This window comes from Mesorhizobium mediterraneum (assembly GCF_002284565.1).
Lineage (GTDB): Bacteria > Pseudomonadota > Alphaproteobacteria > Rhizobiales > Rhizobiaceae > Mesorhizobium > Mesorhizobium mediterraneum.
On sequence record NZ_NPKI01000006.1, the window covers coordinates 63,186 to 75,527 of the forward strand.

Below are 12,342 nucleotides of genomic sequence, written 5' to 3' on the forward strand. Positions count from 1 at the left end.
CCCACAGGGGGAGAAGGCAAAGGATCTCCTAAGCTGCCTTGTCGCGGACCTGGTAATCCTTGACCGCGGCGAAGCGGATCGCCTTCCAGCGTTCGGCCTCGTAGTTGAGCGAAAAGGCGTGCTGGGCCAGGAACACCGGGTCGTTGTCGAGGTCGCGGGCGATGTCGCCGCGATGCGCCTCGATGAAGCGATGCACTTCGGCCTTGTCGTCAGCCGATATCCAACGGCAGACGGAAAAGCGCGACATCTCGAAATCGACGGGCAGCGTGTATTCGAAGTTCAGCCGCTCTTTCAGCACGTCGAGCTGCAGCGCACCGACGACGCCGACGATTGCCGGTGAACCGTCCTCCGGCGAGAACAGTTGCACGACGCCTTCCTCGGCCATCTGGTGTAGCGCTTCCTTGAGCTTCTTGGCCTTCATCGCGTCGCCGAGGCGGACGCGGCGCAGGATTTCCGGCGCGAAATTCGGCACACCGCGGAACAGTATCTCCTCGCCCTCGGTCAGCGTATCGCCGATGCGCAGCGTGCCGTGATTGGGGATGCCGACGACGTCGCCGGCAAAAGCCTCGTCGGCGGTGACGCGGGTGCGGGCGAAGAAGAATTGCGGCGCCGACAGGCTCATCGGTTTTCCCGTACGCACCAGCTTGGCCTTCATGCCGCGCTCGAGCTTGCCCGAGCAGACACGGACGAAGGCGATGCGGTCGCGATGGTTAGGGTCCATGTTGGCTTGGATCTTGAAGACGAACGAGGTCATCTTGTCCTCGGTCGCCTCGACCTTACGCGTGTCGGCCTCCTGCGCGCGCGGCGGCGGCCCGTAGGCGCCAAGCGCTTCGATCAGGTCGCGCACGCCGTAATTGCGCAACGCCGAACCGAAATAGACCGGCGTCAGATGACCCTCGCGGAAGGAGTCGATGTCGAGCGGACGGCAGGCTTCGCGCGCCAGCTCCAGCTCCTCGATGAAGGCCTCGCGCTCGTTCTCCGGCAACAGGCCGGCGACGCGGTTGGAATCGGGACCGTTGACCGGCGTGCGCTCCTTCTCGGCATCGCCCTTGCGCACGGCGTTCAGCGCCAGATGATAGGTGCCAGAAAAGGTCTTGCCGCGGCCGATCGGCCAGGTGATCGGTGCGGTGTCCAGCGCCAGCTTCTGCTCGATCTCGTCGAGGATTTCGAACGGGTCGCGGCTTTCGCGGTCCATCTTGTTGACGAAGGTGATGATCGGGATGTCGCGCAGCCGGCACACCTCGAACAGTTTTAGCGTGCGCGGCTCGATGCCCTTGGCGGCGTCGATGACCATGACCGCCGCGTCGACCGCCGACAGCGTGCGATAGGTGTCGTCGGCGAAATCCTCGTGGCCGGGCGTGTCGAGCAGGTTGAAGACGTTGTCCTCATACTCGAAGGTCATTACGGAGGTGACGACGGAGATGCCGCGCTCGCGCTCGATCTTCATCCAGTCCGACCGGGTCTGGATGCGATCCTTCTTGGCCTTGACCTCGCCGGCAAGCTGGATGGCGCCGCCGAATAAAAGCAGCTTTTCGGTCAGCGTCGTCTTGCCGGCGTCCGGATGCGCGATGATCGCGAAAGTACGGCGGCGCGCCACCGCGTTCGTGATGTCTTCAGCCAATTTGTGGAATCCCATGTGGTGCGCGGGCTTTTAGCAGCGCTTTTGTAGCCTGTCGAATATTTTTGGGCGGATGGCTCTCACCCGGTCTTGAGATAGGGTTGCCGCACCGACATCAGAAGACCCGATTCGACAAAGGACCGTCCATGAGCGCAGCCAAGCAAGTCATCGTCGTCGGCGCCGGCATTATCGGCGCGTCCATCGCCTGGCATCTGGCGAAGGCCGGCGCGAACGTGACAATCGTTGCCGACAGCGGCGCCGGCGGCGTCGCCACGCCGAATTCCTTTGCCTGGATCAATGCAAGCTGGAGCAATCCAGAGCCGTATTTCCGGCTGCGTACCCGTTCGATGGCGGAATGGACGCGGCTGGCACAGGACCTGCCGGGCATTCCGCTCACATGGTGCGGCGGCCTGTGCTGGGACCTGCCGCCGGCCGAGTTGGAAGCCTATGCCGCCGAGCACTCCGGCTGGGGCTATGGCATCGAGCGCGTCGATCGTGCGAGAGCCGCACGCATCGAGGCCAACGTGACCGAGCTTCCCGATTTCGCGCTGCATGTGCCTGGGGAAGGTGTCGCCGAACCGGTCGCCGCCACGCAGGCGCTGCTGGCCGACGCCGAGCTGCGCGGCGCGCGGGTGATGACCGGCACGGCCGTGACAGCGTTGGTGCAGGCCAATGGCAGGGTTGCCGGCGTGGATACGTCAAGCGGACGCATTGCCGCCGACGAGGTGGTGATCGCGGCGGGCGCCGGCTCTCCGGCAATTGCGGCGACGGCCGGGTTAAAACTGCCGATCGAGACGCCGCCCGGCCTGATCGTCCACTCACGCCCCTACGAAAAGCTGCTCAACGGGCTGGTGATCGGCGACCGGCTGCACATGCGCCAGACGGCGGAAGGCCGCATCATCGCCGGCTCGGATTTCGGCGGCGCCGATCCGGGCATGGATGCCGAAGCCACCGCCCGCGAGCTGTTTGCGGCGATGAAGAGCATGTTGCGCGGCGCCGACGGGCTGGAACTGGATTTCCACACGGTCGGTTACCGGCCGACGCCGATCGACGGTTTTCCGATCATCGGGCGCGCTCAAGGCGTCAGCGGGCTCTACGTCGCGGTCATGCATTCCGGTATCACTCTGGCGCCAGCCGTCGGCCTGTTCGCCGCCCGGGAAATCCTCGACGGCGAGCGCGATCCGCTGCTCGAACCTTATGACCTGGCGCGCTTCGCTCAATAGCCGGGCGGACGGCGAAAACCGCTGCTCAGCGGCGCTATTGCCCCGGCGATGCCGAGCAGCCGCGATTCGGACCAGCGTCTGCCGACCAGCTGCAGACCGATGGGCAGGCCGTCACGATCCTGCGCGTACGGCAGCGAAAGTGCGGGATGGCCGCTGTAGTTGAACACCGCGCCATAGGCCGGCAGCATCCAGTAGCTCTGCTCCCTGTCATCGACCTTGATCGGTATTCCTGGCTCGCAATGCGGAAAGGCCGTGGTCATGGCGACCGGGCACAGCAAGGCATCGCAGCCTTCGAAAAAACGCTCCCAGGCAAGGATTGACTGATCGCGGCGGCCGAGCGCCTCGAACCAGCGCGAGACCGGTGTCGGTTCTTCTGGCGGCTCTGGCTGCGCTGCCTCCAGCATCATGCCGATCAGCGCGCCGCCTTGCGTCAGGTCGTCATGCAAGTCGAGCGTCGGGAGTCTTGCTTCCTCGACGGCCGCGCCTGCAGACTGAAGCTCCCTTGCCAGGTTCTCGACAGCGGCCCTGATTTCGCTGGCCACCGGAAAACCCGGAAAGGCCGGCGCGAAAACGATGCGCAGGGTCTTGAGGTCAAGCTCCGGCATGCCCTCGACCGGCACCGGCGCAAGATCGGTGTCGCTGCCATCCGGTCCTGCAATGATCGCCAGGATCAGCGCCAGATCGTCCACGTCGCGCGCCAGCGGGCCGATGCAGGACATCAGCCGTACACTGCGCGGCGCACCATTGGGATCGGGGAAGGCGCCGGCTAAGGAGACGCGATGCTCTGACGGCTTGAGGCCGTAGACGCCGCAGAAGGCGGCCGGCAGCCGGATCGAATCCTGCATGTCGGTGCCGACCTCGAACGACGTCATCCCGGCGCAGAGCGCTGCGGCAGCGCCACCGCTGGAACCGCCCGCGGTGCGCGAGAGGTCCCACGGATTATTGGTGCGACCGAACAGCCGATTGTTCGACTGCCAGTCGCCCAGCATCGTTGCGACATTTGTCTTGCCGACCAGCACGCCGCCGGCCGCCTTCAACCTGAGAACGACTGGGCTGTCTTCTCTCGCCACATAGTCGGCAAAGGGCGGAAAGCCTACCGTGGTCTTCATGCCCGATGTTTGGTGCATATCTTTCAGTGTGAACGGCACGCCGTGCAACGGCCCGAGAGCCTCGCCGCGCGCCTGCGCTTCGTCGGCTTTCTCGGCGCGTTGCCGCGCCCCTTCCCTGTCGAGCGTGACGACCGCGTTGACCGCCTCATTGTGCCTGTCGACCTGCGCCAGATGCGCGTCCAGCGCCTCCACAGCGGAAGTCTTGCGGTCGCGAATGGCGGCAGCCAATTCTGTGGTGGAGGAAAAGACGAGGTCCATGACCAATGCTCCCGGCTAGCTGGCAGCGCTCGTCTTACCAAATGGCGGATTGCGGCGCGGCTTCAAGCCAAGTTCAGCATTCGAGGGCCGGCATCGCTTGATCGGGATTGCGCAGAGCTTAGCCGACGAGCGCCAGCTTCACCGCGACCCGAGAGAGGGGCGAATGCTCATGCCGAGGCAGACCGCTTCGCCTAGACAGGCCGCCGGCCCGCACTTCGCCTCTAACGTCCCCTGTTGTGCGTCCGCTCGTAAAGCTCGCGGATGATCCGGCTTGCCGTAGAATCGAACAAGAACGGCAGGAAGGCGTGAATGAGCGCGGCGAATGCCGCCATGAACAACCGCGACGAGAACCACGCGGCGAAAGCCATGTGGCCGAAATAGGTTTCGCCCACCGATGCCGGGTGAGAGGTGAAAAGTCTTGCGAGCCGTGCGGTCATGCTGGTCCCCTTTTCAGCGCGTGAAGTCCCGATCTTTCGCATCTTGACATGCCTCGCCGGTTCATCGGTCCCAAATCATCCTTGTGTTTGGCCAATTATTGGGACAAAAATCCCACATGCCGCTGGAAATCGATGAAATCGACCGAAGATTGCTGGGTGAACTGCAACGTGACGGCACGCTGTCGGTCGACCAATTGTCGGAAAGGGTGTCGCTGTCGCGCAACGCCTGCTGGCGCCGGGTCAAGCGGCTGGAAGAAGACGGCGTCATCACTGGCCGGGTGGCGCTGGTCGATGCGGACAAGCTTGGCCTTGGCCTCTCGGTGTTCATCCTGGTCCGGACCTCCAATCACGATCCGGACTGGCTGCAAAAATTCCGGGCGGCAGTAACCGGTTTTCCCGAGATCACCGGCGTCTACCGCATGTCCGGCGATCTTGATTATGTGCTGCGTGCCCGCGTCGCCGACGTGAAGGCCTATGACCGGCTCTATCAGCGGCTGATCGCCAAGGTGGCGCTGTCGGACGTTTCGGCCTCCTTCGTCATGGAGGAGATCAAGGAGACGACGATCGTTCCCGTAGAACTGCGCTGAAGCGGAACTGCGCTGAAAGAAAGCCGTTGATAGCATTGCCGCCGAGTTGACCGAATCGGCGTTGATAGCGATAGGATCCGCCTCATGCGCGCAGCCATCTACACTTCCTCCGTCATCGGTCCGGCCGTCGGCTTCGTCAGACTGCCGCATGGCGAAGGCCTGCCGCTTCCCGCCTATGAAAGCGCGGGCGCCGCCGGCATGGATCTGCGCGCCGCGGTGCCGGACGACCGGCCGCTGCTGATCCTGCCGGGAAAACGCGCGCTGGTGCCGACCGGGCTGATCCTGGAGATCCCGGAGGGCGTGGAAGGCCAAGTCCGGCCGCGCTCGGGCCTTGCCTTCAAGCATGGGCTCACTTGCCTCAACACGCCAGGCACCATCGACAGCGACTATCGCGGCGAGATCAAGGTGCTGCTGATCAACCTCGGCGACGAGGATTTTGCAGTGACGCGCGGCATGCGGATCGCCCAGATCGTCTTCGCCCTGGTGACGCAGGCGACCGTCGAGGAGCGGACATTGGCCGGCGGCACGACGCGCGGCTCCGGCGGGTTCGGATCGACCGGCACGGCCTGATGAGAATACCCAAACTCGTCATCTTCGATTGCGACGGGGTTCTGGTCGACACCGAGAACCTGGCCAATCGGCGCCTCGCCGAATGGCTAACCGCAGCCGGCTACCCGGCAAGCTTCGAACATTGCCGCAAGAATTTCTCCGGCCGCTCCATGGTCTCGGTGCAGAAGGAGGTCGAGGCGACCGGCGTCAGCCTCGGCGCCGATTTCGTCGAACGCTGGAACGCCGGCCTGCCGGACCTGTTCGCGCATGGCGTCGAAGCCGTCCCCTATGTCAGGGAGTTCATCGAAGCCGTGCACGCGGCCGGAATCGCAACGTGCGTCGCTTCATCGGCGCGGGTGTCGAAAATGCACATCACGCTCGGCCAGACAGGTCTGCTGCCGCTGTTCGAGCATGCGCTGTTCAGCTCGACCATGGTCTCGCGCGGCAAGCCGTTTCCCGACCTGTTCCTGCATGCCGCAAGCACGATGGGCTTCGCCCCTGCCGACTGCATCGTCATCGAGGACAGCGTCGCCGGGACATTAGCCGGCATTGCCGCCGGCATGCGCGTTTATTCCTACCACGGCGACCCGCATACCGATCGCGACGGCCTGACTGAGGCCGGCGGCATCCTGTTCGACGACATGCGCGAACTGGCCGGGCTGGTGCCGATTCACTGATCTAGTGTTCAGACTTCTTATCCGGCTGTACGCCTCAGTCGTTCGTGCTAGCTTGCGAACGCTCGACAGTGGGAGGCGCCAGCGTATGAATTCCATCCTGCTTCGCATCGTCGTCGCCTGTTTGCTGCTGCCGTGCCTGTGGATGACGGCCGGCGCGCAAGCCGTCAGCTTCCCGGACCTTGGCAGCGCCGTTCCTGGCCACGAGGGCACGACCTATCTCGATCTCGCCAGGATGGTCATTCCCGACCTGGCGGGGGACAAGGAAGGCTTCTATCGGGGTTCCATGCCGGTCGAGATGCGCCATATCGAGGGCCCGGATAGCGGTGGCTCGCCGCCCGAAACGTCGGGCCTTTCCAATGCCGGCGTGCTCGCCGTCAAGGCCGGCGGCAAGGATCGGCTGGCCATGCTGTTCGACCTCGGCAGCTCGTCGGACAGCGCCGAGGGGTTCGCGGTGCTGGCGCTTTACGATCTTGCCGGCAAGCCGAGACTGCTCGACGCTGTCAATGTCGCCGTCGACCGGAGCACCTCTTTCCGCGATCCGGGCAAGCTGCCGGTTGGACCCGGCGACGACGCCATCATCACCCTGAGCACGCATTTCAATTCGAGCCAGGGCTATGTCAGCACGCCCCTGCTTCTGGTCCGCGACGACAGGTTCGAGCTGATCGATACGATCCAAACATTCGACGAGTCGCTGTGCGCCTATAAGCGCACGCAGGAGCTGGCCTTTCGGACCTTTGCGGACGGCCAGCCCTATGCGGCCATCAAGGCGACGGTGACCGATGCCACAGTGCCGAATGGCGAAAGCTGCGATGATCCGGCGCCCGAAGCTTCCTCGCAAAACATCTCCGTCACCTACCATTGGGACGGGGCTGGATACGTCAAGAATTCCGACGCACTGGACAAATTGGCAGGAGAGAACGCCAGTCGCTTCTGAACCAACCGCATTCGTTTGCCCGGCAGGCAGTGGCGGGATAAAATGCGCTTCGCACTCTGGGAGCATCCATGGACAAGGGAAAAATCTTTCGCGACCTGCATAGCTCGATTTTCGTCATGCCCAACCCCTGGGACATCGGCACGACGAAATTGCTGGCCTCCTTCGGTTTCAAGGCGCTGGCGACGACCAGCGCCGGCTTTGCCTTTTCGCGCGGCCTGCCCGACGGCGCGGTGACCTTCGAGGCGATGATCCATCACTGCCGCGAGGTGACGGCGGCGACCGGCCTGCCGGTCTCGGCCGATCTCGAGAAGGGCAAGGGCGACAGCGCGACAAGTGCCGCGGAGACTGTCTTCGCGGCCGAGGCGGCGGGCCTCGCCGGCTGCTCGATCGAGGACCACACCGGCGAGCCCGACAAGCCGATCTACGATTTTTCGCATGCCGTCGAGCGCGTCGCCGCTGCAGCGGAGGCGGCACGGGCGCTGAAACACGATTTCGTCTTCACCGCGCGGGCCGAGAATTTTCTGTGGGGCAGGCCCGACATCGACGACACGATCAGGCGGCTGCAGGCCTTCGAGAAGGCCGGCGCCGACGTGCTCTATGCGCCGGGCATCGGCGACATCGAGACGGTGCAGACCGTCTGCTCGGCGCTGACCAAGCCGGTCAACGTCATGGTGAGGCCCGGCTTCACCATTGCCGATCTTGCCCTGGCAGGGGTCAAGCGCATTTCGCTCGGGCCGTGGCTGACCAATTTCGCCTTCGGCATGCTGGAAACGGCGGCGCGCGAGATCCAGCAGGACGGCACTTTCGGCTTCACCCGCGCCGCCATGCCATTCGGCAAGCTGCAGGCGTTGTTTGCCGAACCCAATACATGACGCTCACCGTCGTCGACATGCACACCGGCGGCGAGCCGCTGCGGATCGTCACCGGCGGTTATCCCAAGATCCCCGCGGGCACTATCCTGGAAAAGCGCGCCTATGTGCGCGATCACCTCGATCATCTCAGGAAGATCCTGATGTTCGAGCCGCGCGGCCATTACGACATGTACGGGGCGCTGCTGGTGGAACCCGACCTGCCCGGCGCCGACCTCGCCGTGCTGTTCATGCACAATGAAGGCTATTCGACCATGTGCGGCCACGCCATTGTCGCGCTCGGCCGTTATGCCGTCGACGAGGGGTTGGTGGCGCGGCAGGAGCCGGTGACGACGGTCAACATCGAAGCGCCGTGCGGGCTGGTCATCGCCTCGGTCGAGGTGCAAGACGGCAAGGCCGGTGCGGTGTCGTTCGAAAGCGTGGCGGCGTTTCTGTTCGCCCGCGACCAGGAGATCGAATTGCCGGGCTTCGGTGCGATCGGCTTCGACATCGCCTATGGCGGCGCCTTCTATGCGCTCGCCGATTGCCGCCAGTTCGGGCTGGAGTTCGGCAAGAACCGCGTGCGCGATTTCGTCGATGCGGCGACGGCGTTGACGGAGAAACTGAAGGCCGAGTTCCCGCTGTCGCATCCCGACCATGCCGACCTTGCCTTTCTCTACGGCACCATCCTGACCGACGGACAGGACGTATTTTCCGATGCCCCGACCAAGAACATCTGCGTCTTTGCCGAGGCCGAGGTCGACCGTTCGCCAACCGGCTCGGGCGTCACCGCGCGGCTGGCGGCAATGCATGCCAAGGGCGAAATCGCCGGCCAGACGCGGCTGTTCGAGAGTATTGCAGGCTCGCGCTTTTCCGGCAGCGTGGCGAGGACCGCGAAAGCCGGGCCGCATGACGCCATCATCGCCCGCGTCGGCGGCCGCGCCTACTACTCCGGCCGGGCCGAATTCATCGTCGAGTCCGACGACGAGTTGGGGCGCGGCTTTCTTTTACGCTAGCGCCGGGGTGTGCTGAGATTCAGGTCAGGCCGCGCTGAGAATGGTGGGCTCCGAGAACCGGAACGCAGCGTACTTTTGGGTACGTGAGTACCGGAAGCGCAGGAAACCGCCATTCGCAAGCCGGCATCACCTGAATATCAGCGCATCCTAAGCCGCTTCCCGCGCTTAGACCGCCTTGTGCAGATGCACCATCATGGCGGCGGCAAACAGCGGTGTCAGAAGGTTGAGCAGCGGCACGGCGAGGAAGGCAGCGACAACCAGCCCGGCGAGAAACACCGTGACAGCATGTTTTTTGCGCAACGCGCGGGCCTCGGCCTCCGGGCGAAAGCGCATGGCGGCGAATTCGAAAAACTCACGCCCCAGCAGATAGCCGTTGACGACGAAGAAGGCGGCGATGTTGATGCCCGGCACCAGCAGAAGCAGCAAGGCCACGATGTTGCCGAGTATGACGACGCCGAAGAAGCGGAAAGCCAGCACCATCGAGCGCAGCGCCGGCGTGGCGCGACCAGGCGGTTCATCGGGATAATCGCTGCGCTCGACCACTTCGGCGACGTCGTCCAGGAACAGGCCGGCGATGATTGCCGTCACCGGCGCGATGAGCAGCGCCAGACCCAGCGCAAGACCGATCCCGGCGACGATGACGCCTAGCGATCCGGCCCATGACGGCAGGCCGGGCAACCATGCGTCGATCCACGGCCAGGCCAGCCATTCGAACAGGCCCTCAATCGCGAACCACAGCGCCGCGAGCGCCAGCAAGGTCAGGCCGAGCGTCTTCACGAACACCGAGCGGAATTCGGGCGAGAACAGCTGGCTGGCGGCGGCGCGGGCGGCGCTAGGGATCACGGCGTTTCCAATTCCATGTTGAACAGGGCTCAAACGGGCCCATGGCAAGACATCTGCGAGATAGGCGGAGACACGACAAGTCACAAGCGCCACCACATCCGGCGTCACGCGATTTCGACCCGATTTATAAATTCACGACCTAGGCAAAGCCGCATCAAATCGCTAGACCCGCCCGCGGCCGGCGTGGCAGAAAGCCGGTGGTTCTTTCGCGGAGACATCATTGATGCCGAACTATGACGTGCTTTGTATCGGTAATGCCATCGTCGACATCATCGCCCAGTGCGACGAGGCGTTCCTGGAGACGAACGGCATCATCAAGGGCGCGATGAACCTGATCGACACAAGGCGCGCCGAACTGCTCTACAGCCGCATGGGCCCGGCCATCGAAGCCTCCGGTGGCAGCGCCGGCAACACGGCGGCGGGCGTCGCCTCCTTCGGCGGTCGCGCCGCCTTCTTCGGCAAGGTCTCGAACGACCCGCTCGGCGAAATCTATGCCCATGACATCCATGCGCAGGGCGTTGCCTTCGATACCAAGCCACTCAACGGCGAGCCGCCGACGGCGCGCTCGATGATCTTCGTCACGCCCGACGGCGAGCGCTCGATGAACACCTATCTCGGCGCCTGCATCGAGCTCGGGCCTGAGGACGTCGAGGCCGACAAGGCTTCGGGTGCGGCAGTCACCTATTTCGAGGGTTATCTGTGGGACCCGCCGCGCGCCAAGGAAGCGATCCGGCAGACGGCGAAGCTCGCGCATGCCGCCGGCCGCGAAGTGTCGATGACGCTATCGGATTCGTTCTGCGTCGACCGCTACCGCGACGAGTTTCTGGATCTGATGCGCTCGGGCACCGTCGACATCGTCTTTGCCAACAGCCACGAGATCAAGGCGCTCTACCAGACCGCCTCGTTCGACGAGGCGCTGGCTCAAATCCGCAAGGACTGCAAGATAGCCGCGGTCACCCGCTCAGAAATGGGCTCGGTCATCGTGCGCGGCGACGAGACCGTCACCGTCGACGCGACAAAAATCCGGGAACTGGTCGACACCACCGGCGCCGGCGACCTCTATGCCGCCGGCTTCCTCTACGGCTACACGCAGGGGCGCAGCCTGAAGGAGTGCGGCGATCTCGGCTCGCTGGCGGCCGGACTGGTCATCCAGCAGCTCGGGCCAAGGCCGAGGCAGAATCTGCGCCACGAGGCTGAGCAAGCAGGGTTGATTTAGGGACGCTTTCTTCCTTCTCCCCTTGTGGGAGAAGGTGGATTGGCGCGCAGCGCCAAGACGGATGAGGGGTGTTGGACGGAGCGCCGTCGGCGCCAAGCTGGAACACCCCTCATCCGACCGAGCTGTGCTCGGCCACCTTCTCCACAAGGGGAGAAGGGGAATGCGCGCGACGGCTAGACGCCGAATTCGCCGACAACGTCGCCATTGGTCGCGCTGCGCGGTCGAACCGCAACAATTGAAACACTTCAGTCGAGTTTCGGCATTCATCCGAAACAACCGGGAGCGAAAAACCGCGCCATGGAGCGAACCCGTCGGGACGGCTCCGCGGTCGAGGCCGCTAACCAACTGAAGGATCAGGAAGATGTTTACTCCCGTAACAGTCGACGCTTTCAGCGGCGTCGATCCCGGCGCGTTGACACCGACGCAGCACGAAAAGCTCCACACCGGCGCGATGGCTCGCGCGTGTCAGGAAAGATCGGCCGTGCCCGCCAAAGGCATGGCGCGCCTGACATCGATGTTTAGGATCGAAGGTCGTCTCGCCGGCATCGTCCTGCTGCTGGCGACGATCATCGGAGCCATGGCCGTCACCAACGGCGCCCGCGCCGAAGATGGCAAGTTCAAGATAAAGCAAGGTATTTCACAGGCCGTGAAGCAGAACTCGGCGTCGCCGCATATGCGCCTCGCCCGCGAGCAGTCGCGCCCCAGGATAAATGCGAAAATCAACTGCGCCGTGATTGGCTGCAAAGCCAAGCCGCCGATCCTGAAGCATAGGCCCAAGCTGCATTGCAAGGTGTTCGGATGCAAACCCGGCAAGGACCATGACGGCCACCACGGCAATCACCATGGCCACCACAAGCATGGCTCCTGGGCGTGGGGCGGCGTGACGATCGTCGCTTCCGACCATGGTGGCTGCGGCTATGAATTCTGGAAATGGAAGACGACCGGCTGGCGCTACTGGCGGCATGCCTATCAGAGCTGCCGCGGCTGGAGATGAGCCGTCCCATCGCTGGCGAAGTGTCTGGCCTTC

General features: G+C 64.1%; 13 protein-coding genes. 9 read left to right on the forward strand and 4 right to left on the reverse strand.

The genetic code is table 11. The features are described from left to right. Nucleotides 1-28: 28 nt before the first annotated feature. Nucleotides 29-1,621 (reverse strand): peptide chain release factor 3, encoded by a 1,593-nt coding sequence (locus CIT25_RS02645; RefSeq protein WP_164897950.1) that lies wholly within the window; start codon nt 1,619-1,621, stop codon nt 29-31. 143 nt (nt 1,622-1,764) lie between these two features. Here CIT25_RS02645 and CIT25_RS02650 point away from each other — a divergent pair, with 143 nt between their 5' ends. Beyond that, nucleotides 1,765-2,841: an NAD(P)/FAD-dependent oxidoreductase gene (locus tag CIT25_RS02650; RefSeq protein ID WP_095483021.1), complete on the forward strand. Its 1,077-nt coding sequence runs from the start codon at nt 1,765-1,767 to the stop codon at nt 2,839-2,841. Here CIT25_RS02650 and CIT25_RS02655 read toward each other — a convergent pair. Continuing rightward, entirely contained in the window at nt 2,835-4,208 is a 1,374-nt protein-coding gene (locus CIT25_RS02655; protein ID WP_095483022.1) for an amidase, read from the reverse strand. The genes CIT25_RS02650 and CIT25_RS02655 overlap by 7 nt on opposite strands. A 221-nt stretch (nt 4,209-4,429) precedes the next feature. Continuing rightward, nucleotides 4,430-4,645 (reverse strand): DUF6356 family protein, encoded by a 216-nt coding sequence (locus tag CIT25_RS02660; protein ID WP_095483023.1) that lies wholly within the window; start codon nt 4,643-4,645, stop codon nt 4,430-4,432. Between the two features lie 116 nt (nt 4,646-4,761). On the opposite strand from CIT25_RS02660, the gene CIT25_RS02665 reads away from it, so the two are divergent. From CIT25_RS02665 to CIT25_RS02690, 6 genes are all read left to right on the forward strand, one after another. Next, nucleotides 4,762-5,232 carry an Lrp/AsnC family transcriptional regulator gene (locus CIT25_RS02665; RefSeq protein ID WP_095483024.1) on the forward strand — a complete coding sequence of 157 codons (471 nt, stop codon included), beginning with the start codon at nt 4,762-4,764 and terminating at the stop codon, nt 5,230-5,232. 84 nt (nt 5,233-5,316) lie between these two features. Beyond that, nucleotides 5,317-5,802, forward strand: coding sequence for a dUTP diphosphatase (gene dut / locus CIT25_RS02670; RefSeq protein WP_095483025.1), 486 nt, complete (start codon nt 5,317-5,319; stop codon nt 5,800-5,802). Continuing rightward, the gene (locus tag CIT25_RS02675; RefSeq protein ID WP_164897949.1) at nt 5,802-6,458 is read left to right on the forward strand and encodes an HAD family hydrolase; all 657 of its coding nucleotides are present in this window, start codon (nt 5,802-5,804) and stop codon (nt 6,456-6,458) included. Before dut ends, CIT25_RS02675 begins: the two co-directional genes overlap by 1 nt. An 85-nt stretch (nt 6,459-6,543) precedes the next feature. After that, nucleotides 6,544-7,392: a hypothetical protein gene (locus tag CIT25_RS02680; RefSeq protein WP_095483026.1), complete on the forward strand. Its 849-nt coding sequence runs from the start codon at nt 6,544-6,546 to the stop codon at nt 7,390-7,392. A gap of 68 nt (nt 7,393-7,460) precedes the next feature. After that, nucleotides 7,461-8,264 carry an isocitrate lyase/PEP mutase family protein gene (locus CIT25_RS02685; RefSeq protein ID WP_095483027.1) on the forward strand — a complete coding sequence of 268 codons (804 nt, stop codon included), beginning with the start codon at nt 7,461-7,463 and terminating at the stop codon, nt 8,262-8,264. Then, nucleotides 8,261-9,256 carry a proline racemase family protein gene (locus CIT25_RS02690; protein WP_095483028.1) on the forward strand — a complete coding sequence of 332 codons (996 nt, stop codon included), beginning with the start codon at nt 8,261-8,263 and terminating at the stop codon, nt 9,254-9,256. Before CIT25_RS02685 ends, CIT25_RS02690 begins: the two co-directional genes overlap by 4 nt. 165 nt (nt 9,257-9,421) lie before the next feature. On the opposite strand, the gene CIT25_RS02695 is transcribed toward CIT25_RS02690, so the two are convergent. After that, nucleotides 9,422-10,099, reverse strand: a complete 678-nt coding sequence (locus CIT25_RS02695; protein ID WP_095483029.1) for a sulfate transporter family protein — start codon at nt 10,097-10,099, stop codon at nt 9,422-9,424. 223 nt (nt 10,100-10,322) lie between these two features. Here CIT25_RS02695 and CIT25_RS02700 point away from each other — a divergent pair, with 223 nt between their 5' ends. Together CIT25_RS02700 and CIT25_RS02705 are read left to right on the forward strand one after the other, a co-directional pair. Beyond that, entirely contained in the window at nt 10,323-11,315 is a 993-nt protein-coding gene (locus CIT25_RS02700) for an adenosine kinase (RefSeq protein ID WP_095483030.1), read from the forward strand. 361 nt (nt 11,316-11,676) lie between these two features. Further along, the gene (locus CIT25_RS02705; RefSeq protein WP_095483031.1) at nt 11,677-12,309 is read left to right on the forward strand and encodes a hypothetical protein; all 633 of its coding nucleotides are present in this window, start codon (nt 11,677-11,679) and stop codon (nt 12,307-12,309) included. Nucleotides 12,310-12,342 lie beyond the last annotated feature (33 nt).